19 protein-coding genes are annotated in these 21,949 nt (G+C 72.5%); 7 read left to right on the plus strand and 12 right to left on the minus strand.

Annotation, left to right across the window (positions count from 1 at the left end):
* Positions 1–162 precede the first annotated feature (162 nt).
* Positions 163–1,092, minus strand: a complete 930-nt coding sequence (locus ACFVXE_RS00715) for a class I SAM-dependent methyltransferase (RefSeq protein ID WP_389667786.1) — start codon at positions 1,090–1,092, stop codon at positions 163–165.
* Between the two features lie 209 nt (positions 1,093–1,301).
* The gene (locus ACFVXE_RS00720) at positions 1,302–1,607 is read right to left on the minus strand and encodes a 4a-hydroxytetrahydrobiopterin dehydratase (protein ID WP_389667788.1); all 306 of its coding nucleotides are present in this window, start codon (positions 1,605–1,607) and stop codon (positions 1,302–1,304) included.
* 62 nt (positions 1,608–1,669) lie between these two features.
* Between ACFVXE_RS00720 and ACFVXE_RS00725 the strand changes: the two genes are divergently transcribed.
* Positions 1,670–2,482, plus strand: coding sequence for a helix-turn-helix domain-containing protein (locus ACFVXE_RS00725; protein ID WP_389667789.1), 813 nt, complete (start codon positions 1,670–1,672; stop codon positions 2,480–2,482).
* A gap of 236 nt (positions 2,483–2,718) precedes the next feature.
* On the opposite strand, the gene ligA is transcribed toward ACFVXE_RS00725, so the two are convergent.
* The 6 genes from ligA to ACFVXE_RS00755 form a co-directional block, all read right to left on the minus strand.
* Positions 2,719–4,833 carry an NAD-dependent DNA ligase LigA gene (gene ligA, locus ACFVXE_RS00730; RefSeq protein WP_389667791.1) on the minus strand — a complete coding sequence of 705 codons (2,115 nt, stop codon included), beginning with the start codon at positions 4,831–4,833 and terminating at the stop codon, positions 2,719–2,721.
* Between the two features lie 27 nt (positions 4,834–4,860).
* Positions 4,861–7,002: a phage holin family protein gene (locus tag ACFVXE_RS00735; protein WP_389667792.1), complete on the minus strand. Its 2,142-nt coding sequence runs from the start codon at positions 7,000–7,002 to the stop codon at positions 4,861–4,863.
* Between the two features lie 111 nt (positions 7,003–7,113).
* Complete coding sequence (locus ACFVXE_RS00740) at positions 7,114–7,518, minus strand: hypothetical protein (protein WP_389667794.1); 405 nt, start codon at positions 7,516–7,518, stop codon at positions 7,114–7,116.
* 149 nt (positions 7,519–7,667) lie between these two features.
* The gene (locus tag ACFVXE_RS00745) at positions 7,668–9,107 is read right to left on the minus strand and encodes a gamma-aminobutyraldehyde dehydrogenase (RefSeq protein WP_389667796.1); all 1,440 of its coding nucleotides are present in this window, start codon (positions 9,105–9,107) and stop codon (positions 7,668–7,670) included.
* A gap of 83 nt (positions 9,108–9,190) precedes the next feature.
* Positions 9,191–9,601, minus strand: coding sequence for a YybH family protein (locus ACFVXE_RS00750; RefSeq protein WP_389667798.1), 411 nt, complete (start codon positions 9,599–9,601; stop codon positions 9,191–9,193).
* Between the two features lie 32 nt (positions 9,602–9,633).
* The gene (locus tag ACFVXE_RS00755) at positions 9,634–11,172 is read right to left on the minus strand and encodes a purine-cytosine permease family protein (RefSeq protein ID WP_389667800.1); all 1,539 of its coding nucleotides are present in this window, start codon (positions 11,170–11,172) and stop codon (positions 9,634–9,636) included.
* Between the two features lie 103 nt (positions 11,173–11,275).
* Here ACFVXE_RS00755 and ACFVXE_RS00760 point away from each other — a divergent pair, with 103 nt between their 5' ends.
* From ACFVXE_RS00760 to ACFVXE_RS00770, 3 genes are all read left to right on the plus strand, one after another.
* Entirely contained in the window at positions 11,276–12,727 is a 1,452-nt protein-coding gene (locus tag ACFVXE_RS00760; protein ID WP_389667802.1) for a PucR family transcriptional regulator, read from the plus strand.
* 150 nt (positions 12,728–12,877) lie between these two features.
* Entirely contained in the window at positions 12,878–13,660 is a 783-nt protein-coding gene (locus tag ACFVXE_RS00765) for an MBL fold metallo-hydrolase (RefSeq protein WP_389667804.1), read from the plus strand.
* Positions 13,657–14,277 carry a DedA family protein gene (locus tag ACFVXE_RS00770; RefSeq protein WP_389667806.1) on the plus strand — a complete coding sequence of 207 codons (621 nt, stop codon included), beginning with the start codon at positions 13,657–13,659 and terminating at the stop codon, positions 14,275–14,277. Before ACFVXE_RS00765 ends, ACFVXE_RS00770 begins: the two co-directional genes overlap by 4 nt.
* Here ACFVXE_RS00770 and ACFVXE_RS00775 read toward each other — a convergent pair.
* Positions 14,267–15,331 (minus strand): MBL fold metallo-hydrolase, encoded by a 1,065-nt coding sequence (locus tag ACFVXE_RS00775; protein WP_389667808.1) that lies wholly within the window; start codon positions 15,329–15,331, stop codon positions 14,267–14,269. The two genes, ACFVXE_RS00770 and ACFVXE_RS00775, sit on opposite strands and share 11 nt — an antisense overlap.
* Positions 15,332–15,421: 90 nt before the next feature.
* Positions 15,422–16,564: an aminotransferase class I/II-fold pyridoxal phosphate-dependent enzyme gene (locus tag ACFVXE_RS00780; RefSeq protein WP_389667810.1), complete on the minus strand. Its 1,143-nt coding sequence runs from the start codon at positions 16,562–16,564 to the stop codon at positions 15,422–15,424.
* A 422-nt stretch (positions 16,565–16,986) separates the two neighbouring features.
* Here ACFVXE_RS00780 and ACFVXE_RS00785 point away from each other — a divergent pair, with 422 nt between their 5' ends.
* The 3 genes from ACFVXE_RS00785 to ACFVXE_RS00795 all read left to right on the plus strand — a co-directional run bounded on the left by ACFVXE_RS00785 (position 16,987) and on the right by ACFVXE_RS00795 (position 20,202).
* Positions 16,987–18,141: a mandelate racemase/muconate lactonizing enzyme family protein gene (locus tag ACFVXE_RS00785; RefSeq protein WP_389667812.1), complete on the plus strand. Its 1,155-nt coding sequence runs from the start codon at positions 16,987–16,989 to the stop codon at positions 18,139–18,141.
* Entirely contained in the window at positions 18,138–19,160 is a 1,023-nt protein-coding gene (locus ACFVXE_RS00790; RefSeq protein WP_389667814.1) for a zinc-binding dehydrogenase, read from the plus strand. The genes ACFVXE_RS00785 and ACFVXE_RS00790 overlap by 4 nt, the downstream gene beginning before the upstream one ends.
* 79 nt (positions 19,161–19,239) lie before the next feature.
* Positions 19,240–20,202, plus strand: coding sequence for a hypothetical protein (locus ACFVXE_RS00795; protein ID WP_389667816.1), 963 nt, complete (start codon positions 19,240–19,242; stop codon positions 20,200–20,202).
* A 92-nt stretch (positions 20,203–20,294) separates the two neighbouring features.
* Here the strand turns inward: ACFVXE_RS00795 and ACFVXE_RS00800 are convergent, their stop codons facing one another.
* On the minus strand, positions 20,295–21,146 hold the full coding sequence (locus ACFVXE_RS00800; protein ID WP_389667818.1) for an SMP-30/gluconolactonase/LRE family protein: 852 nt from the start codon (positions 21,144–21,146) through the stop codon (positions 20,295–20,297).
* Positions 21,146–21,919, minus strand: coding sequence for an IclR family transcriptional regulator (locus tag ACFVXE_RS00805; RefSeq protein ID WP_389667820.1), 774 nt, complete (start codon positions 21,917–21,919; stop codon positions 21,146–21,148). The genes ACFVXE_RS00800 and ACFVXE_RS00805 overlap by 1 nt, the downstream gene beginning before the upstream one ends.
* Positions 21,920–21,949 lie beyond the last annotated feature (30 nt).

The following is a 21,949-nucleotide window of genomic DNA, read 5'->3' on the forward strand; positions in this document are numbered from 1 at the left end:
GGGCCCCCGCCCCCCCCCACCGCCACCCGCGGAGGGGGGGCCCCCCCCCCGCGGCGCCCCGCGGGGCGGCGGCCGCACGTGATCGGTGAACCCGCGGGAACCCCGCCCTCGGCGCGGACGCCGCACCGGCCGTCGTACCGGCGTCGTGACCGTGGGGCTGCGTCAGGCGCGCCGACCCAGGTGGACCGTGCGCGCCGTCAGCAGGAAGACGTCGGGGCGGTGGTGCAGACCGGCCGGATCCTCGGGATCGAGCAGCCGGTCGAGCGCCGCGACGTCGTCGGCGGCGAGCTGGTCGGCGAGCGCTTCCCGGCGGCGGGTGAACTCGGCGACGACATGGCCGAGAGCCGGGCCGGACAGGGGTGCGGGCAGGTCGAGCAGGAAGCTGCGGGTGCCCTGCGGGGCGAGCCCCACCGCGGCGAAGAGGGCGCTCCAGTCCTCGGTCTCCCTGGTGGCGCCCGGCAGGGCCGCCCGCATCTCCTCGAACCGCTCCGCGGTGAGCGCGTCCAGGCGGGCCTCCAGGCCCGGTCGGCCGAAGCCGATGTCGCGCGGCAGCTGACGGGGCGGCAGCCCGCCCTCGACCAGGGCCACGGTGCCACCGGGGCGCAGCAGCCCGGCGAATCCCGCGAGCGCGGCACGCTGGTCCCCCATGTGGTGCAGCGCGTTGCCCGCCCAGATGAGGTCCGCCTCGCCCAGTTTCGCCAGCTCGTCGGGGAGCGCGGCGTGCAGGGTACGGACGCGGTCGCCGAGTCCGAGGCGGTCGGCGCGGGCCCTGGTGTGCTCCAGGAGCGCCGGGGTGCCGTCCACGGCGACGACTTCGGCCTGGGGGAACTCCTCGGCGAGCAGACAGGCGATCACTCCGGGGCCGCTGCCGATGTCGAGAACCCTGCGCACACGCGGGGCGGTGGGCAGTCCGGCGATCCATCGGGCCGCAGCCGTGTACTGGGGGGTGCTGAGCTCGCCGTTCTGCTCCAGCAGCGGGCCCATGACATCCCAGTCGAACTCGGTGTCGTCGTGGCGGTGGCTGTGCGTGGCGCGGTCGTGGTGCCCGTGGGTGCCGGCGTGGTGGGAGCCGTGATCGGTGTGGGTGGTCATGCCGGCAAGCCTCCCTGTGCTCCGGGCCGCCGGCCAATTTTCTTGCCGGTTCGGCAAGACAAGGCGCCTCCGGTGCTCCCGTACCTCCACCGAGACGGCCCCGCGTGAGCGGAAGCTCCGGCGGCACGCACGGCCTGGGCGGCTCGGCCCCGAGGGCGGCAGCGGTGAGGGGTGCGGCGCGCCAGGACGGCACCGCACCCCTCGTTCCGTCATGCCGCGCTGTGCCCCGCGGCGATCGCCTCCACTCTCGCGGCCAGCGTCAGGTCCTTCTCGGTGACCGCACCCCCGGCGTCGTGCGTGTGCACCGCCAGGGAAACGGTGTTGTAGCCGAGCGTCAGGTCCGAGTGATGGTTCAGCTCGTCCTGGATCTGTGCGACATGGACGGTCAGCGCGGCGGCGGCGAAGTGCGAGGGGAAGCGGTACGTGCGGGTGATCCGGTCCTCCTCCAGCGCCCAGCCGGGCAATTCGCGGAGCCGATCCTCGATCTCTTTCTGCGACAACGGTGCGGCGGGCATGGGGCGGCTCCTTCACGAGGTCGGATTCCGGTGTGCGGTGCCGGTGACGTTACGGTCTTCGTATGACAACTGTCGCGCCTGACACGGGGGTAGGGCCACTGCTGCGCAGCTGGCGGGAGCAGCGCCGGATGAGTCAGCTGGAACTGGCGCTGCGTGCCGACTCCTCGGCCCGTCACATCTCGTTCATCGAGACGGGGCGCTCCCGGCCCAGCGAGGAGATGGTCCTGCGGCTGTCCGAGCATCTGGACATCCCGGTGAGGGAGCGCAACGCGCTGCTGGTGGTGGCCGGTTACGCGCCCCGATACGCGCAGACCGCGCTCGACGACCCGGCGATGGGCGCTCTGCGCGACGGCATGGAGCAGCTGTTGCGGGGGTACGACCCGTACCCTGCGCTCGTCGTCGACGCGACGTACACCGTGGTGGCCGCCAATCGGGGTATCGCGATGCTGCTGGACGGAGTCGCCGGGCATCTGCTCGCACCCCCGTCGAACGCGATGCGGATCACCCTCCACCCGGAGGGCCTCGCCCCGCGGATCCGCAATCTGCGGGCGTGGCGGGCCGACCTGCTGGCGCAGATGGAGCGTCAGATCGCCCTGGCTCGCTCGGCGGAGCTGCGCGAGCTGTACGAGGAGGTCGCCGCCTATGCCGTACCCGTACGGGGTGGCGACGGGGACGACGAGCCCGCGGAACCGCCGTCGGCGTTGCCGTTCGCGCTCCCGATGGTGATCGAGCACGACGGACGGGTGCTCACGTTCGTCTCCTCCATCGCGACGTTCAACACGCCGATGGATGTGACGGTGGCCGAGCTGGCGATCGAGACGTTCCTGCCCGCCGACCTGGAGACCGCGGCCTATCTGAGATCTCTCGACTCCTGACGTCCGGGCTCGGATGCCGTGCGCGCCGGGGTGCCGGGCCGCCCTCGCACGCAGGTCGACGATGCACCCGCGCCGGACCGGCCGGCACAGCATGCATCGCCCCTCGCCCCTGGCTGCTGCGTCAGCCGCCCGTGCACCCGTCGACCCGCTGACAGCAAGGCTCGAGCGAGCCCTCACTGTGCAATAGGAAGGCAGAGAAAGCTACTCCCCCGCACATTGCAAGGAGTTCGCGTCCGTCACACCTCCGAGGGCAGGAAATCGGCGATCAGTTCGGCGAATTCGTCCGGTGCCGCGATCCGCACGCCCAGGTCCTCCGCCTTGGTGCGCTTGGACCCGGCCTTCTCACCGGCGACCAGCAGTGCGGTGCGCTTGGAGACACTGGACGAGGACTTCCCTCCGGCCCGCTCGATGAGCTCGTTCATCTGGTTCCGGGAGAGCTTCTCCAGCGGGCCGGTCATCGCTCCGGTGACGACCACGGTCATCCCGTCCAGGGGCCGTCCGGCGGCCGGGCCGCCGTCCGCGGCGGCAGCCGTCGGGTCCGTGCCTTCCTCCCCAGGTGCCGGCGGCGGCGTCGCCCCGGGCTCCGTCATGTTGACCCCGGCCGCGATCAGCTTCTCGATCAGCGGGGTGAGCTCGGTCAGTTCCGCCACCACCGCGGCCGCCTTCTCCTTGCCGATGCCGTCCACCAGCTGGAGCGTGTCGGCATCGGCGGCGCGGATGTGGTCCATGGTCGCGAAGTGGCGGGCGACCCGCCGCGACATGGAGCGCCCGGTACCCCGGACGCCGAGCGCACAGAAGACACGGGAGAGCGGGCGGGTACGCGCCGCCCCGATGGCGGCCAGCAGATTGTCGGTACTGGTCTCGCCCATCCGTTCCAGGCCGAGCAGTTGCTCGCGTTCGAGTGTGAAGAGATCGGCGAAGTCGGCGACCAGTCCGGCGTCGACCAGCTGGACCACACGGGTCGCGCCGAGCCCTTCGATGTCGAGCTGGTCGCGGCCCGCCGCGTACGAGATGGAAGCGACGAGGCGGCAGTTGCGCCCGCGGACACAACGCCAGCGCTGTTCACCGGTGTCGATCTCCGAACCGCACTGCGGGCAGGTCTCGGGGAATACGATCGGCTGCTCGTCGCCGGTCCGCAGATGGGCGACGGGCGCCTCGATGCGCGGAATGATGTCGCCGGCCTTGTAGACCATCACCCGGTCGCCCAGTCGCAGATCGCGGCGGGTGATGTCGGCCGGGTTGTGCAGCGTGGCGTAGCTGACGGTCGATCCGTCGATCTCGACCGGCTCGAGTACGGCACGTGGGGCGATGATGCCGGTCCTGCCGACGTTCCATTCGACGCCCAGGAGCCGGGTGACCTTCTCGACGGCCGGGAGTTTGTACGCGATCGCCCAGCGTGGCGCCCTGGTACCCGAACCGGCCTCGCGCTGGTCGGCAGCGAGATCGGCCTTGATCACGATGCCGTCGATACCGAAGGGCAACGAGGCGCGCAGCGCGGCGATTTCCTCGATGCGGGCCTGCACCTCCTCGGCCGTGTTGACGGTGCGCGGCGCCACTTCCGTGTCCGCCGCGGTGTGCACGCCGAGCCCGGCGACGTACGTCAGGACCTCGCTGTGCGGGAGTTCGGCCAGGGCGCCGGTCAGCTCGCCGGACTCGGGCAGCGGGAGGGCTCCGTACGCGAAGAACGTCATCTCGACGACGTAGGGGCGGTCCTTGGCACGGAGGGTGCCCGCCGCGCCGTTCCTCGGGTTGGCGAAGGGGTCTCCGCCGTGTTCGGTACGCACCGTATTGGCCTGTTCGAACTGCTCGTTCGTCATCAGGATCTCGCCGCGCACCTCGATCGTCACAGGCGCGACGAGCCGCTCCGGGAGCCCGACGACGGTGCCGATCGCATGCGACACGTCCTCGCCCGCGGTGCCGTCGCCCCGGGTGATCAGACGCTCCAGGCGGCCCGCCCGGTAACGGGCGGCGACCGCGAGCCCGTCGAGCTTCGGCTCCACGCTCCAGGCGGCGACCGGTCTGCCGATCCGCCGCTCCAGGGAGGCCGTCCAGGTGGCGAACTGCTCGGCGGAGAACACGTTGTCCAGGGAGAGCATCGGCACCGTGTGCGGCACGTCCCCGCCCGCGGCGCCGCCGGCGACCTTCCCGGTCGGCGAGGCGGGCAGCAGGTCCTGCGGGTGCGCCTCCTCGTACGCGGCGATCGCCCGCGCCAGCCGGTCGTACGTGTCGTCGTCGAGCGTGCTCTCGCCGGTGGCGTAGTAAGCGGCGGCGGCCGCCGACGCCTGTTCGACCGCGGCGGCGTAGGCGGCGGCATCGGCGAGCACGACAGCTGAGTTCGTCATGGACCCCATCCTGCCGCCCACCACTGACAACGCCGCTCAGCCGGCCGCCGCCACCGTCCCGTCCGTCTCGTCGGAAGCGCCGTCCGGGGTCAGCGGTATCTGCGGTCCTGAGCCCTCGCGCAGCCAGCGCCGCAGTACCGCGTGCACCTGCTCGGCCCCCACCAGCGGCGGCGCACCGTCCCCGCCGCCGGCTGCCGGCCCGCCGACGTTCCGGGCGGCGACCGGCTCCGACATGGAGCGCGGCCAGAGCAGGAACGGGCGGGTCTGTTCACCGCCCAGCCCGCCGTGCGAGCCGATCTGTTCCTCGAAGGCGTGCACGCGGCCCGTGACGGGGTCGTACATCGAGTTGACCATGACGTCGGCGACGTGCGGGAAGGTGTCGGTGCGCCGCACCGCGTCCGCCGCACCGGGGCCGAACGGGGCCAGCGGGCCCTCTCCGTCCGCCAGTTCCGCCACCGGGACCTCGGCTCCGCCGCGCCCCAGCACCACCGATCCGTGCCGCTCGCTGCGGACCAGCAGGAAACCGATGCCGGGGTGGTCGGCGAGGGTGCCCAGCAGCGCGGGGTGACGGCGGTCGAGCTGTTCGCGGCTGGCCCGCCCGTCGATGTCGGGGAAGGAGATGAGGCCGAGGTTCCCGGAGGCGAGCACCACCGGGTCGGAGGGGACCGCGGCGGGTTCCGTCCCGCCCTCCTCGACGGGCCGGTGCAGCGCGATCCGTACCGCGTCACGGGCCTCCGAGCCGCTTCTGGTGCGCTGCGCCCGTCTGGGCACGGGCAGCCCGCAGCCCGCCCGCACCAAGTCCCTGAGCGTCAGTCCGTACGCCCCCGCGAAGGTCTCCCCGGGGCTCTGCCCGTGGTCGGAGAGCAGCACGATCCGGTAGGTGCGCGGGGTGTGCTCGGCGATCTTGTCGATCAGGGCGAGCGACCGGTCCAGACGGGCCAGGACCTTCTCCGCGTCGCGGCTGTGCGGCCCGGAGTGGTGTGCCACTTCGTCGTAGGCGACCAGGTCGGCGTAGACGGCGGTGCGCCCGGCGAACATGTCCCCGATGACGGCGGCGACCACCACATCGCGTTCGACGACGGTCGCGAAGGCGCGGATGAAGGGGTAGAGCCCGCCGCGCTTGATCCGGGGGGTGTCCTTCCGGATCCGGGCGCGGGTCGACTGGCCGATCTCGCGCCCGACCTCGGCGACGAACGACAGCGCGGTACGGACGGCGTTGGCCGGGTCGGCGAAGTAGGCGAAATATCCGGCCCTGGAACGGCGGCCCTTGCCGCGCCGGGCGGCCATCGACAGGACGAGCGCGAGCTGGCCGGCGCCGCCGCTGAAGAGATTGCCGCGGCTGGCGCCGTCCAGGGTCAGCAGTCCGCCGTCATGGGTGCGCACCATGGCGCGGCGCTGCAGTTCGAGGGCGCTCGCGGGTCTGCTGGAGACCATGACGTCTCCGGCCTCCTTCTCGTACCAGCGGAAGGCGGGTACGTCGAAGTTGCTGCCGTGCAGGATGCCGAGCTGACTGGCGCCGGTCTGGCTGGACCAGTCGGTGCGCCACGGTATGAGCCGGTGGCCGGCCCGGTCGGCGAGCCACTGCGCGACGGTGGGCATCAGACCGTCGGCGGCGGCCCGCGCGAGGACGTCGTGGCCGACGCCGTCGAGCTGGATGAAGACCGTTCCCGGCGGTCCGCCGCGGCCGCCGTCCGGGCTGCCGGCCCTGCCGCTGCGACGGCGACGCCGGTCGGCGAGGCGCGAGAGCCTGCGCCGGTAGGCGTTGTCGTCGCGGACCGCGAGTGCGGTGGAGGTCGCGGAGGCGACGGCGGACATCACGGCGGCGACGACGACCGCGGTCTCGGGGTTGGCGGCGCCGTGCCCGTTCGGGACGAGCCGCAGGGCGACGAGCAGCAGCGAGCCGTTGAGGAAGAAGACCAGCGCGCCGAGGACGAGGGCGGGCACGATGAGCAGCGCCCTTACGAGGACCGGCCAGACCAGCACGGAGAGCAGGCCGAAGGCGCCCGCGCCCCAGGCCGCGGTGAACGCGATCCTGGTGATGCTGTCGCCGTCGTCCGACTGGAGCTGGAAGTCGGGCAGGATCGCGGCGAGCACCAGCAGGGTGAGGGTCGAGACGGCCCAGACCAGGATCACCCGCATCAGGGCACTGCCGACCGTCCGCCATCTCCCGTCAGCCACGCCGTTCCCACCTCACGCGTCCGGGCCCCGCCGTTCCGGACCCGTCCCCCAGAATTTCACAGCGGGTCCGTGCGCCGGTCCACGCCTGCGTGCCTGCGGTGACCGGCCGGGTCAGCAGCCGTCGTACCCGGCGGTCGGCATGGAGAGGCGACGGTGCACGCTCGCCTTCGTCCGGGCGCTGTACGACGGCTCGTCGAGAGCGGCGAACTCCAGGCGCACGCCGCGCCGTTCGCACTCCGCGGCGAACTCCGGGACCGAGGTGAGGGCCCGGGCGAGCACCCGGTCGTTGGGAGCCACGAAGAGTTCGATGTCACCGCCGTCGACATCCGCCCACAGGGCATGGTGGTCGGGGCGCAGGCCGTAAAGACGCAGCTGCCGTGTGACGACGTAGCCCTTGTCGGCGGCCCAGCGGGCGCACATGGCCTGCTGGCTGCGGGTGTCCACGAGGAACGGGTCGCTGTCGAGTTCTTCGAGCGGCGTGAGACTGGCGATGGCCGCCACGCGTACGTCCTCCATGCCGTTCCCCCCGTCTAGGCGTACGGGCGACCCTACCCCTCCGGCTCCCGTACAAAAAGGCGCATGTCAGGACGGGAGGAGCGCGCGGGAACGCCACTGCGCCCCGGCTCCGGGACGGGCCCGGGGCCGGGGCGCGGGAGTGGCGTGCGTCAGAGCGAGGTCATGACGTGCTTGATGCGGGTGTAGTCCTCGAAGCCGTACGCGGAGAGGTCCTTGCCGTAACCGGACTTCTTGAACCCGCCGTGCGGCATCTCGGCGACGAGCGCCATGTGGGTGTTGATCCACACGCAGCCGAAGTCGAGGTTCTTGGACATCCGCATCGCGCGGGCGTGGTCCTTGGTCCACACGGACGAGGCGAGGGCGTACTCGACGCCGTTGGCGTACGCGACGGCCTGCTCCTCGTCCGTGAAGGACTGGACGGTCATGACGGGGCCGAAGACCTCGTTCTGGACGATCTCGTCGTCCTGCTGCAGACCGGAGACGACGGTCGGGGCGTAGAAGTAGCCCTTCTCGCCGACCCGGTGACCGCCCGCCTCGACCTTCGCGTGGGAGGGGAGCCGCTCGATGAAGCCCGTGACCTGGGCGAGCTGGCCGGCGTTGTTCAGCGGGCCGTAGAGCACGTCCTCGTCGTCCGGCTGCCCGGTCTTCGTGTCCGCGGCGGCCTTGGCCAGCGCGGCGACGAACTCGTCGTGGACCGATTCCTGGACGAGCACGCGGGTCGCGGCCGTGCAGTCCTGTCCGGCGTTGAAGAAGCCGCCGACGATCAGGTCCTCGACCGCCTTCTCCAGGTCCGCGTCCTCGAAGACGACGGCCGGGGCCTTGCCGCCCAGCTCCAGGTGGACGCGCTTGACGTCCTTGGCCGCGCTCTGCGCGACCTGGATGCCGGCCCGTACCGAACCGGTGATGGAGGCCATCGCCGGGGTCGGGTGCTCGACCATCATCCGGCCGGTCTCCCGGTCGCCGCAGATGACGTTGAAGATGCCGCGGGGCAGCTCCAGGGACTCCAGCACACCGCCGATGATCTCGGCGATGAGCACGGTGGAGGCCGGGGTGGTGTCCGAGGGCTTGAGGACAACGGCGTTGCCCGCGGCGAGCGCGGGGGCGAACTTCCACACGGCCATGAGCAGCGGGTAGTTCCACGGTGCGACCTGGGCGCAGACGCCGACCGGCTCACGGCGGATGATCGAGGTCATCCCCTCCATGTACTCGCCGGCCGAGCGGCCTTCGAGCATCCGCGCCGCACCCGCGAAGAAGCGGACCTGGTCGATGGCGGGGTCCAGCTCCTCGCTGCGGGTGAGGTGGAGCGGCTTGCCGGTGTCCCGGCTCTCCGCCGCCACGAGCTCGTCGGCGCGCGCCTCCATCGCGTCGGCGATCTTCAGCAGGGCCAGCTGGCGCACGGAGGGGGTGGTGTCGCGCCAGACGGGGAACGCGGCGGCGGCGGCCGCCATCGCCGCCTCGACGTCCGCGGCGCCGGAGAGCGGGGCGGTGGCATAGACATCACCGGTGCTGGGGTCCACGACATCGAGCGTGCGGCCGTCCGAGGCGTCCGCGAAGACGCCGTCGATGTAATTGCGGAACGTGGTGCTCATGGAACCGGTCTCTCTCGTGTTCGGGCGGCGGTACGGATGGAGCTCGCGGTCACCCGCGGTGCGGGCGCCGGTCGGGCCCCGGGTCAGCTCGTGGTGCGGGCGGAGAGGTGCTCGTGCACGGCGGGCCAGCTGCCGTCATCCGCGCGGGCGAAGACGATCGTCTCCCGCTCGTGGACGGTCTCCTCACCCGCGCGGGTGGCGATCGTGGTCTCCACGTCGTGGCTGAAGACGGCGGTCGCGCCGAGGTGCTGGATCAGCTGTCCGGTGGAGGTGCAGCCAAGGATCCGGAAGTCGTCCTCGGTCACCCACTGCTGCCACAGCTCGCGGTACTCGGCCGTGGAGGCGAGCCGCTGCGGGGTGGAGTGGAAGACGAAGGTGGCGTCCGGGGCGAAGGCACCGAAGTAGTCGTCGAGGCGCCCCTCGGCGAAGGCGGCGACGAGAGCGTCGGCGGCGGCCCGGATCTCCTGGACGGCGGCGGGCTCGGGCGTGCTCATGGATGACTCCTGGTTACGGGCGGGGCGGGCGCTCAGCGGACGGCGGCGGGCTCGGGGGCGGCGGCCTCGTCCGTATCGCCGGTGATCGGCGGGACCTCGGTGTCCGACGCCCGGACGATCCGGGGTCCGTCCGGTCCGTACACCGCGCGCGGCTCGGGGAAGACGGCGAGCAGCGTGAGGTACAGCACGGCCGCCAGGGCGAGGCCGACCGGCAGGGAGATGTCCGCGCCGTTCGCGAGGTTGCCGAGCGGACCGACGAACTGGCCGGGCAGGTTGGTGAAGAGGAGCGCCACCACGGCGGAGATCACCCAGGTGGACATGGCGCGCCAGTTCCAGCCGTGGTTGAACCAGTAGCGTCCACCGGACTGACGGCGGTTGAAGACCTGGAGGGCGTCCGCGTCGTACCAGCCGCGCCGGGTGAGATAGCCCAGGGCCATGACGATCATCCACGGGGCGGTGCACGTGATGATCAGGGTGGCGAAGGTGGAGATGGACTGCGCGAGGTTGAGTGCGAAGCGGCCGACGAAGATGAAGGCGATCGACAGGGCGCCGATGAAGAACGTCGACTGGACCCGGCTGAAGCGGGTGAAGACGCTGGAGACGTCGAGCCCGGTGCCGTACAGCGCGGTCGTGCCGGTGGAGAGACCGCCGATCAGAGCGATCAGGCAGAGCGGCAGGAAGTACCAGCCGGGCGAGATGGCGAGCAGCCCGCCGACATAGTTGGGGGCGGCCGGGTCGACGTACTTGGCGGCCTTCGTCGCGATGATCGAGGCGGTGGCCAGGCCGAAGAGGAACGGCAGCAGGGTGGCGGCCTGGGCGAGGAACGCGGCGCCCATGACCCGGCGGCGCGGCGTCGCGGTCGGGATGTAGCGGGACCAGTCCCCGAGGAAGGCGCCGAACGAGACCGGGTTGGACAGGACGATCAGCGCGGAGCCGATGAAGGCCGGCCAGAAGAGCGGATCGGCGGTCGAGGCGAAGGCGCCCGCGTACCCCGCGTCGAAGTCCCCGGCGAAGGCGAAGGCGCCGAGGACGAAGAGCGCCGAGGCCGCAATGACGGCGATCTTGTTGACCATCAGCATGAACCGGAAGCCGTAGACGCAGACGACCAGGACCAGTCCGGCGAAGATCGCGTAGGCGACGCCGTAGCTCACGTCGGACTCGGGGAGTCCGGCGAGCCGGTGGGCCCCTCCGACGAGTGCGTCCCCCGAGGACCAGACCGAGATCGAGAAGAACGCGACCGCGGTGAGCAGTGAGAGGAAGGAGCCGACGATCCGGCCGTGCACGCCCAGGTGGGCGGAGGAGGAGACGGCGTTGTTGGTGCCGTTGGCCGGCCCGAACAGAGCCATCGGGGCGAGCAGCAGGGCGCCGACCAGCAGGCCCAGCACGGTCGCGGCCAGCCCCTGCCAGAAGGAGAGTCCGAACAGGATCGGGAACGCGCCGAGCACACAGGTGGCGAAGGTGTTGGCGCCGCCGAAGGCGAGCCGGAACAGGTCGATGGGACGTGCGGTGCGGTCCGCCTCGGGTATCCGCTCCACGCCGTTGGTCTCGACTTCGGTGATCGAAGTGGTCACGGGCGCTCCACCTACTGTTCATTCATGAGTGCTGGCCCCTCAGTCTGTGGTCCCGAGCGGAGTGCGGCAATTGTGAAAGTCACAAAGGGATAGCCTGTTGTCTGTGGCCAACGACAAACTGACCGTGGAGGACCTGCTTTCCTACCCCGCGCTCCAGCTCTCCGTGAAGGCCGGCAGCAGCGGTCTGGGCCGGTCCGTGTCCTGGGCGCACGCGAGCGAACTGGCCGATCCGACACCCTGGCTGCTCGGCGCCGAGGTGATCATGACGACGGGTCTGGCGATCCCCCGTACCGCCGCCGGACAGCGCGCGTATCTGGAGCGGCTCGACGACGCCGGGGTCTCGGGACTGGCCCTCTCGGCGCAGCTGCACATGCCCCCGCTGCACGACGCGTTCTTCCGGGCGGCCGAGGAGCGCGGCTTCCCGGTCCTGGAAGTGCCGCTCGCCGTGCCGTTCATCGCGGTCTCCCAGGAGGTCGCCGCCTCCGTGCAGGAGGACGCCCGGCACCGGCTCGGCGCCCAGCTGCAGGTGTTCGGTTCGCTGCGCTGGCTGGTCGCCGAGGATCTCGACACCCCCACACTGATGCGCCGACTCGAACGCCTGTCGGGGTACGACGTGTACCTCTGTACGCCCCAGGGGCGCCCGCTGCTGCCCGGCGTGCCGGTTCCCGAGCCCGGAGTACTGCCCGATTCGGTCGACGCCCCGCCGACCGTCCCCGGCGGCTTCGTGCTGCCCGTTCCGGCGCCCGGCGGTCCGGCGGGCTTCCTCGTGGCGTACGAACGCGAGGGCGCCCAGCCCGCCGGGCTCGCCGTCGTCCAGCACATCGCCACGGTCGCGGCGCTGCGGGTGGCGATGGTGCGCACCGAGCGCGAGACGCTGCGCCGCGAGGGGGCGGAGACCCTCGCCGAGCTGCTCCAGGAGGTCCTCGACCCGGAGGCGGCACGGCGCAGGCTCGCCCGGCACGCGATCGAGGGCGACACCGTGCTGCTCGTGGTCAGGCAGACCACGGACGAGGCACTGCTGCGCTGCCTCCAGAACCATCCGCATCTGCTGCTCACCCGAGGTGAGGACCGCTATGTCCTGGGGGCGCCGCAGCTGGCCGTGGAGATCGGCGGGCTGCCGGGCGTGGCGGCCGGGATGAGCCGCCCGTTCCTGCCGGGCGCGGCGCTGCGGGTGGCGCAGCGCGAGGCGCTCTGGGCGGTCTCGAAGGCCGTCGAGTCGGGGCGCCCGGTGATCCGTTACGGGGACGACTCGATGGGCCGCTGGCTGCCTGACGACCCGGCGGTGCTCACCGCGCTGGTCGAGCACGTCCTGGGCGAGGTGCTGCGCTACGACGAGACGCACGACTCGCAGCTGCTGGTCTCCGCCCGCACCTGGATGGAGCGCGACCGCCGCACGGAGACGGCCGCGGCCGCGCTCCACATCCATCCGAACACCCTGACGTACCGGCTGCGGCGGTTCGGCGCGCTGGCCGGCCGCGATCTGTCGTCGACCGGGGCGCTGGCGGAGGTCTGGCTGGCGATCCAGGCGGCGGGGGCGCTGGGACTGACGGACTGACGAACCGCCGCCGCGCCGGGCGGCCCGCCGGGCAGGGGGCGGTTCGGCGGCCCCGGCGGACGCGGCACCCCCGCGCGCCCTCCGTCCACCTGTCCCGGCACTACGCTCGGGGGACCGGAACGAGGAGTCACGACGGTCGGGAGGCGGACGGTGCCGGTGGAGGTCACCTGGTGGGGTCATGCCACCTGCACCATCGAGGATTCCGGGGTCCGCGTCCTGACCGATCCCCTGTTCGCGCGCCGCTTCGCGCACCTGCGCCGGCGCCGCGGCGCGCTGCCGGGCCCCGAGGCCGCCGTCGCCGATGTCGTCCTCGTCTCCCATCTGCACTCCGACCATCTGCATCTGCCGTCGCTGGCCCGCCTCCCGCCCGGCAGCCATCTGATCGTGCCGGCGGGCGCGATGCGATCCGTGCCGGGGCTGCGGATGCTGCGCCGGGCGCGGCAGCTGCGGATCACCGAGGTGGCGGCCGGGGACGAGGTGCGGGCCGGCGCGGTGCGGGTGCGGGCCGTCCCCGCCCTGCACGACGGCCGGCGGCTGCCGGTGGGTCTGCACCGCTCGCCCGCACTGGGCTATGTCGTCGAGGGCGAGGCCCGTACCTACTTCGCCGGGGACACCGGGCTCTTCGACGGTATGGCGGAGGCGGTCGGTCCGGTGGATGTGGCGCTGCTGCCGGTCGGCGGCTGGGGCCCGTTCCTCGGGCAGAGTCATCTGGACGCGGGACGGGCCGCGCAGGCGCTGGTCCGGCTGGCGCCGTGCTCGGCCGTGCCGGTGCACTACGGCACGTACTGGCCGATCGGCATGGACGGGATCCGGCCGCACGAGTTCCACGCACCGGGTGACGAGTTCGTCCGGCAGGCGGCGCTGCTGGCACCGGACGTGAAGGTGCACCGGCTGGACCACGGCGAGCGGGTGCGGCCGGAGGCGGCCAGGTGATCCACGAGGTGGTGGGGCAGCTGCCCCCCGAGTCGACGCAGCAGGCGGTCGGCTATCCGTCCTTGTTTGCGCTGGTGGCCCTGGGAGCGCTGGTGCCGGTGGTGCCGACGGGGGCGCTGGTGAGTTCGGCCGCCGTGGTGGCGTTCCATCAGACGGACCCGTTCGCGCTGCTGGTGGTTTTCGCGGTCGCCTCGTCGGCCGCTTTCCTCGGGGACATCTGCCTGTACTGGCTGGGACAGCGCGGTGTCCGGTCGAAGAACGGTTCCAAGTGGCTGCGGACCATCCGCGACCGCGCGGCACCGGAGCGGCTGGCTCAGGCGCAACGGCAGCTGGACGAGCACGGCGCCGTGGTGCTCGTGCTGTCGCGGCTGGTTCCGGCCGGGCGGATACCGGTGATGCTCGCGTGCCTGCTGGGACGGATGCCGATGCGACGGTTCGCCCGGGGGGACATACCGGCCTGCTTCGCGTGGGCGGCGACCTACCAGCTGATCGGCATTCTGGGCGGATTGCTGTTCCCCGAGCCCTGGCAGGGCGTGGTCGCGGCGGTCGCTCTGACGCTCCTGATCAGCGGAACACCCGCGGTGTGGCGCAGGGCGCGGGCCCGCTTCAGCCACTGATGCCGCGCGGTGTCCACGGGGTACGGGCACCGTCCAGCAGCCGGGACCCGCCGATCGGCAGGTCCCAGAGGTCCTCGCGCGGGTGGCCGGCCCGCTGCCAGGCGGCACGGAGCCGGGTGAGCGGTTCGAGCACAGGCTCCGCCGAGAGCAGGAATGTCGCCCAGTGCATGGGCGCCATCGCGCGGGCGCCGAGATCCGCGTACGCCTGCACGGCCTCCTCCGGATCGATGTGCACGTCGCCGAGCCACCAGCGCGGTTCGTAGGCGCCGATCGGCAGCAGGGCCAGATCGATCCCGGGGTGGCGACGGCCGATCTCCGTGAACCAGTGCCCGTAGCCGGAGTCGCCGGCGAAGTAGATCCGCTGCCCGCCCCCGGGCGTGCCGATGACCCAGCCGCCCCAGAGGGACCGGCAGGTGTCGGTGAGGGTCCGTTTGGACCAGTGATGGGAAGGCACGAAGTCGAAGCGGACGCCTCCCAGCTCCGCGTGCTCCCACCAGTCGAGCTCGGTGACGCGGGAGAAGCCGCGGCGGCGGCACCAGCGACCGAGCCCCGCGGGGACGAACATGGGGGTGTCAGGCGGCAGTCTGCGCAGGGTGGGGGCGTCGAGATGGTCGTAGTGGTTGTGGCTGATGACCACCGCGTCGACGGCCGGCAGATCGTCCCAGCGGACGCCGACGGGTGTGATCCTGGCCGGAGTGCCGAGGATGCGGCGGGACCAGACGGGGTCGGTGAGGACGGTCAGCCCGCCGGTGCGGACGACCCAGCTGGCGTGTCCGGCCCAGGTGACACAGCTCGTGCCCGCCTCGGTGGCCGGCAGCGGCTCGGGGGCGTACGGCAGCCGGTGGATGCCGCGCAGCCCCTCCGCGCCGGGCCGGACGGCGTGCTCCCTGGTCAGTCTGCTCATGCCCCGCACACCCGGGAGCGGGGCGGTGAGCCGGTCGGCGAACGAGTCGGGCCACTCCCTCACCTCCCCGAGCGGGCGCGGCGAGACGATCTCACCGAGTGCGGCCGGGGACGCGGCCCCGGCGCGGGGGCGCTCGGTCTGTTCCGTCATCGCAGGACTCCCGTCTCGGAGTGCGTCGTCGCATCCGTCGTCAGATACGTCGTCGAGCACGTGCCGGGCGCGCCGGCACGTACGTCGCCGTCATCGGAGTTCGTCGAGGGCCGCTCCGAAAATGCTCAGCGCGCGGGCCACGTGTGGCAATCCCAGGGGCTCCACCGCGGTGAGGGACTCCCTCTGCTGCTCCTCGGTCGCTCCGAGCAGCGGCCCGGTCCCCAGCCGCACCCGCAGCGCACCCAGTTCGTCGCCGAAGCGATGGCCGCCGGGCGTGGGCGCGCCGAGCCGTTCGGAGAGGTACTCCTCCAGTTCGAGCGAGTCCGTGACGCCGCGGGCGGCGAGCCGGGACCGCAGCGGGTCGAGGTCGGCGTAGAGGTGGCGGCCGGCCTGCGGGGGTCTGGCCAGGGCACCGGAGGCGAGTACCGCCCGGTGGGCGGCGGCGGCGACCTGCGCCTGCAGCCCGGCCGCCTGCCGGACCCGGGTGGCGACGGGTTCCGGCTCGTGCAGCGCATGGGCGGCAGCGGCGGCGACCGGGCCCGCGACGAGGGCGCCGAGCGCGGTGAGGATGTCGAGGGTACGGGCGTGCCGCACCGCCGCCCGTTCGGTGGCCGGGAACCTGGCGACCGCGACCGGCCACGCGGACGGGGTCAGCGCGCCGGAGAGGTCGCAGACGACGGTGACGTCGTCGGGGCACATTTCGGCGGGGCTGAGCAGAACGGTGTCGTGGGGCCGGTGCAGAGTGTCGCGCCAGGTCTCGTCGCTGACGACGTGCAGTCCCTCGGCGACCGCCGCCTCGCACGCCTCGCGGACGAGCTCCGGCGGGGCGACGGTGGCGGTGGGGTCGTCGACTACGGAGATCAGCAGCAGCCGGGGCCTGCCGCCCTCGGCGCGCACTCTGCGTACGGTCTCCAGCAGTGCGTACGGGTCGGGCACGCCACCGCATTCGGCCGGTGTCGGCACATGGTAGGCGGGCCGGCCGAGCAGCCGCGCCTGCGGGATCCAGGTGGCGGGGCAGGGGCGCGGGGTGAGGACGTCGCCGCCGTGCGCGGCGATGAGGGCGAGCAGCAGCGGTGAGGCGCCGGGGGCGGCGGCGACGTGCTCCGGTCCGCAGCCCAGTCCGCGCCGGGTCCAGTAGGCGGCGGCCGCCGCGCGCAGGGGCTCGCCGCCGCCGGTCGGTTCGGGCTCGCTGCGGCCGGCCGCAGCGGCCAGCACGCGGGCCAGTTCCGGCACTACCGGCAGCCCCGGATCGGGGGCAGGCGGCCCGTACCGTACGGGCCCGCGGTCCTCCCGGAGGCGCCGGGGCGCACGCCCGGCGCCATCGGCCCGCCTCGCACCCCCGTTCGACCCCGCCCCCTCGGTCCGTTCCCGCGCCATCCCGGGCCTCCTTCGCCGGCGTTCCGCCGTGTCCCGCCCTGTCACACCCTCAGGGCCCTTTATACGGAGGTTCGGGCGCCACCGCCCGCCCGGCGAGAGCGGCACACGGGGCCTCCGCCGGACCGGCCGGCGGACCCGTCCGGCCTAGGGCGCCTTCCGGCCGGTGAACCCCATCCGGAACCGACGTCCCCATTGACACTCGCCCCGCCACATCATTACGGTCACGCCAGGATTTCGAACGGATGACGAAATATCGAACAAGTCGAGGGGCAACTCCCGTGCGCATCACCGGAATCAGCACACATGTCGTCGGCACGCCCTGGCGCAACCTCACCTACGTCCAGGTCCACACGGACGAAGGTCTCACCGGTGTCGGTGAGACCCGGATGCTCGGCCGCACCGATGCGCTCATCGGCTATCTGCGCGAGGCGGAGGCCAATCACATCGCCGGCTCCGACCCGTTCGCCGTGGAGGACCTGGTACGCCGGATGAAGTACGGCGACTACGGGCGGGCCGGGGAGATAGTGATGTCCGGCATCGCCGTCGTCGAGATGGCCTGCTGGGACATCAAGGGCAAGGCCCTGGGTGTCCCGGTCTGGCAGCTGCTCGGCGGAAAGGTGACGGACCGCGTCAAGGCGTACGCGAACGGCTGGTACACCACCGAGCGCACCCCCGAGGCGTACCACAAGGCGGCCCGGGCCGTCGTCGAGCGCGGCTACCGCGCCCTGAAGATCGACCCGTTCGGGACCGGCCACTTCGAGCTGGGGCAGCAGGAGACCCGGTACGCGGTGTCGCTGATCGAGGCCGTGCGGGACGCCATCGGCCCCGACGCCGAACTGATGCTGGAGATGCACGGGCGGTTCAGCCCCTCGACCGCCGTGCGGATCGCGCACGAAATGGCTCCGTTCCGCCCCGCCTGGCTGGAGGAGCCGGTACCGCCGGAGAACCTCAAGGCGCTGAGCAAGGTGGCCGGCAAGGTCGACCTGCCGATCGCGACCGGCGAGCGCATCCATGACCGGACCGAGTTCCGCGAGCTCTTCGAGTCGCAGGCGGCCGACATCATCCAGCCCGACGTCGGCCATATCGGGGGAATCCTGGAGACCCGCAAGCTGGCCGCGACCGCCGAGACCCACTACACGCTGATCGCGCCGCACAATGTGGGCGGCTCGGTGCTGACCGCGGCCAGCCTCCAGCTCGCGGGATGCACACCCAACTTCAAGATTCTTGAGCACTTCAACGACTTCGCGGACGCGGACATCAAGAAGGTCGTCAAGGGTGCTCCGCAGGTCGACCCCGCGACGGGCTGCTTCGAGCTCTCCCACGCCCCGGGACTCGGGGTCGAGCTCGATGTGGACGCCGCGGCCGAATTCCCCCAGCAGCAGGCCCGGTTCGACCTGTGGGCGGACGGCTGGGAGAAGAGGCAGCCCAAGTGAGCACCGTCCCGTCCCGGGCGATCACCGTCGACCGGCCCGGAGAGCACACGCTGACCACCGGACCGGCTCCGCAGCCGGGTCCCGGCGAGGTACGGGTCCGGGTCGCCGCGGCCGGGATCTGCATGAGCGACCGCGAGGTGTACGACGGCCACCGCGACCCGGGCTACGTCCGCTACCCGGTGGTGCCCGGCCACGAATGGTCCGGCGTCGTGGACGCACTCGGTGCGGGCGTCGACCCGGCGCTGATCGGGCGCCGGACGGTCGCCGAGGGCTTCCGGTCCTGCGGCAGCTGCGAACGGTGCCGGAGCGGGGAGACCTCGCTGTGCACGGCGGGTTACGACGAGACGGGCTTCACCAGGCCCGGGGCCTTCGCCGACCATGTCGTCGTCCCCGCACGGCTGTTGCATCCGCTGGCCGACGACGCCGATCTGCGGGCCGCCGCCTTGCTGGAGCCGGCAGCGGTGGTCGCAGCGGCGGTGCGCGCGGGGGCGCCGGAGCCGGGTGAGCGGGTCGCCGTCGTCGGTGCGGGGACACTCGGACTGCTCGCCGTGCAACTGCTGTCCGCGTTGTCGCCCGCCGAGCTCACCGTGATCGACCCGCGGCACGAACGGGCCTTCCAGGCAGTGTCGTTCGGCGCGAGCGAGGCGCGTTCCCCCGAGGAGGCCACGGCGGTACGCGGCCGCTACGACCTGGTCGTGGAGACGGCGGGCGCGCCGTCCACCGCCGCCGACGCGTGTCTGCTGGCGCGGCGCGGCGGCCGGGTGGTGCTCACGGGCATGTTCACGCCGGGGGCCGTCGGCATCGACCCGGTCCATCTGTCACTGAGCCAGCTCACCGTACGCAGCGTCTTCGGGGCCTCGTCGGCCGCCTGGTCATATGCGGTGCGGGCGTTCACGGCCGGTCTGCTCGATCCGGCGGCGCTGATCACTCACGAATTCCCCCTGGAGGAGTTCGCGGAGGCGGTGAAGCTGGTCGGGGGCGGCGATCCCGGAACCGGCAAGGTGCTGCTGCGGCCATGATGCGCCTCCCGTGCCGCCGCCGGCCTGCACGCCCCATAACCCGAACCTCGTCCGGTATACCGAACATGAAGGGTCACTCATGACCTCATCCGACTCCCTCGTCCGCCGGCCCGGCGAACCCGTCCTCACCGGGCTCGGGCTGGGCGCGCCCGCGGCCGACCCGGCCGACTCCTCCGCGTACGCGTTTCCGGACGGCGGCACCTGGCGGACCGAGATCCCGTCCGTGGAGGGCCCCGAGGCCCTCTCCGCCGTACTGAAGGAGTCCGCCCGGCTCGACGTGCCGGTCCACCGGATCAGCCAGGGCAGCGGCATCTGGATGCTGAGCGACGCCGAGATCACCGACATGGTGGAGGGTTGCGCCGAACGTGGCATCGAGCTCTGCCTGTTCACCGGACCGCGCGGCAGCTGGGACACGGGAGCCTCCACCCGGACCGACTCGGGCGGCGCAGGACCGCGCGCCCGCGGCCACGACGGCCTGGCCGGATGCGTCGAAGACGCCCTGCGGGCAGCCGGGTTGGGAGTGAAATGCCTGCTGGTCGCGGACGAAGGGGTGCTCTGGACGCTGCACCGGCTGCGGACGCAAGGCGCACTTCCCGCCGATACGACGTTCAAGGTGTCGGCGCTCATCGGCCCGGTGAACCCCGCCTCGTACGCGCTCTACGAGCGTCTCGGCGCCGACTCCGTCAACGTCCCGTCCGACCTGACGCCCGCTCACCTCACCGAGATCCGACGGGTGTCCGGCGCGCCCATGGATCTCTACATCGAGGCACCGGACGACCTCGGCGGCTACGTGCGGATGTACGAGGCGGCCGAGCTGATCCGTCGCGGTGCCCCGATCTATCTCAAGTTCGGGCTGTCCAAGGCACCCGGCATCTACCCGTACGGCGCACAGCTGCGCGACGTCGCACTGGACACGGCGCGCGAGCGGGTCCGCCGGGGTCGGCTGGTGCTCGATCTGCTGGCCCGGCACGGCGCCGGCGGGAACATGTCCGCGCCCGGCTCCCGGCTGCCTGGCCCGCTGCGGCGCTTCGCGATCGATTAGCACGGGCGGGGAGGGGCGACTCCGCCCCTCCCCGCCCGAACGAGCCGGACTCCGCCCGCTCCGGGCCGTGACCGACCCACCGCGGGCCCTTCTCAGCCCGCGAAGGCCGTCCCCGGCATTCCCTGGCCGGCATCCGGCAGCACGAGCAGTGAACCGGACAGCGGGTGCGGGGAGCCGATCCCCGTCCGGGCCGTGGATATGTACAGGTCGCGAAGGTCCGGACCGCCGAACGCACAGGCCGTCGGCCGCCGTACGGGAAGGCGGACGGTCCGGTCCAGCGCACCGTCCGCGGTGTAGCGGCGCAGCGCGGCGCCGTCCCACAGCGCGACCCAGACGCCTCCTTCGGCGTCGACGGTCAGCCCGTCCGGGGAGCCCGATCCGTTCTCGATGACGGCGAACGTACGCCGGTTCACGGCGTGTTCACCATCGAAGTCGAAGACGTCGACGCGCTGTGTCGGGGTGTCGATGTAGTAGAGGCGGGTACCGTCCGGGCTCCAGCCGGTGCCGTTGCTGATGGCGACCTCGGGCAGGACCGGGGTGGCCGTACCGTCGGGTGCCACCCGGGTGAGGCTGCCACCGCCCTCCGCCGCGTCGTAGCGCATGGTGCCCACCCAGAGCGCCCCGTCGGGCGCGACCGCCGCGTCGTTGCCCCGCCGTCCGGGCTCCGGGTCGTGCACCAGCCAGCGGAACGCGCCGTCGCGGTCGTACAGGCCGACACCGTCGCGCAGATTGACCACGAGGCCGCCGCCGGCCCGCGGTTTCGCCGCGCCGACGTGCTGTTCGGTGGCCATGACCGTCCGGCGCCCGTTCGCCGGGTCGTACGTGTGGACGCGGGCGGAGAGGATGTCGACCCAGATCAGCCGACCGGACGCCAGGTCCCAGGTCGGCCCCTCACCGAGCTCGGCGTGCTCCCGCACGGCCACTTCGAGGCGCGTCCCCGTCATCACTTCCCCCTCGTGTGGTGTCCGAGGCGGGCGGAGAGGGCCTCGGCGCCGCCGGCCGCCAGGGCCGCCAGCTCCTCCTCGCGCTGCTCCGTCCAGCGGATCACCGGCACGGAGATGGAGAGCGCGGCGACGATCCGGCCCGACCGGTCGCGTACCGGCGCCGCGACGCAGCTCACATCGGGGTTGGACTCGCGGTGCTCCACCGCGATGCCCCGCTCCCGGACGGTGTCGAGCGCCCTCCGCAGCTCGGTGGCGTCCGTGATGCTGTTGGGTGTCATGCCGGTCAGCTCGCGCCCGTCGAGCCTGGCGTCGAGCTCCCGGTCGGGCAGCGCGGCGAGCAGCAGCTTGCCGACGGAGGTGCAGTGGGCGGGCAGCCTCCGTCCGGCCGCCGAGACCATCCGGACCGCGTGGGTGGAATCCACCTTGGCGATGTAGATGACGTCGGCGTCCTCCAGGATCGCCACATGGACCGTCTCGCCGCAGGTCTCGGCGACCTCGCGGGCCACCTGCTGCCCCTCGGCCGCGAGGTCGAGCTGCTCGGCGTACCGACTGCCGAGCTGATAGGTCCGGACTCCGAGGCGGTAGCGGCCGGGCTGTCCCGGGACCGTCACCAGGTATGAGCGGGCGGCCAGGGTGGTGAGCAGCTCATGGACGGTGGTGCGCGGCAGCTGGAGCCTGCGGGTGACCTCCGGTGCGGAGAGCGTCCCATCGCTCTGGAGGAAGAGTTCGAGTACATCCAGGGCCCGCGTCACCGCAGGGACGAGTCGCCCCATGGTCGTGCACCCACCTCTCGCGTTCGACAC

Origin of the sequence: Streptomyces sp. NPDC058231 (assembly GCF_042882275.1) — a bacterium.
Taxonomy (GTDB): domain Bacteria; phylum Actinomycetota; class Actinomycetes; order Streptomycetales; family Streptomycetaceae; genus Streptomyces.

Coding starts and splice junctions, on each gene's coding strand:
- ACFVXE_RS00740 (WP_389667794.1), bottom strand. CDS start 7,518: ATGGAGGACGTACGCGTGGCGGCCATCGCCAGTCTCACGCCGCTCGAA.
- ACFVXE_RS00725 (WP_389667789.1), top strand. CDS start 1,670: ATGACAACTGTCGCGCCTGACACGGGGGTAGGGCCACTGCTGCGCAGC.
- ACFVXE_RS00775 (WP_389667808.1), bottom strand. CDS start 15,331: ATGACGGAACAGACCGAGCGCCCCCGCGCCGGGGCCGCGTCCCCGGCC.
- ACFVXE_RS00795 (WP_389667816.1), top strand. CDS start 19,240: ATGACCTCATCCGACTCCCTCGTCCGCCGGCCCGGCGAACCCGTCCTC.
- ACFVXE_RS00720 (WP_389667788.1), bottom strand. CDS start 1,607: ATGCCCGCCGCACCGTTGTCGCAGAAAGAGATCGAGGATCGGCTCCGC.
- ACFVXE_RS00800 (WP_389667818.1), bottom strand. CDS start 21,146: ATGACGGGGACGCGCCTCGAAGTGGCCGTGCGGGAGCACGCCGAGCTC.
- ACFVXE_RS00750 (WP_389667798.1), bottom strand. CDS start 9,601: ATGAGCACGCCCGAGCCCGCCGCCGTCCAGGAGATCCGGGCCGCCGCC.
- ligA (WP_389667791.1), bottom strand. CDS start 4,833: ATGGGGTCCATGACGAACTCAGCTGTCGTGCTCGCCGATGCCGCCGCC.
- ACFVXE_RS00805 (WP_389667820.1), bottom strand. CDS start 21,919: ATGGGGCGACTCGTCCCTGCGGTGACGCGGGCCCTGGATGTACTCGAA.
- ACFVXE_RS00715 (WP_389667786.1), bottom strand. CDS start 1,092: ATGACCACCCACACCGATCACGGCTCCCACCACGCCGGCACCCACGGG.
- ACFVXE_RS00745 (WP_389667796.1), bottom strand. CDS start 9,107: ATGAGCACCACGTTCCGCAATTACATCGACGGCGTCTTCGCGGACGCC.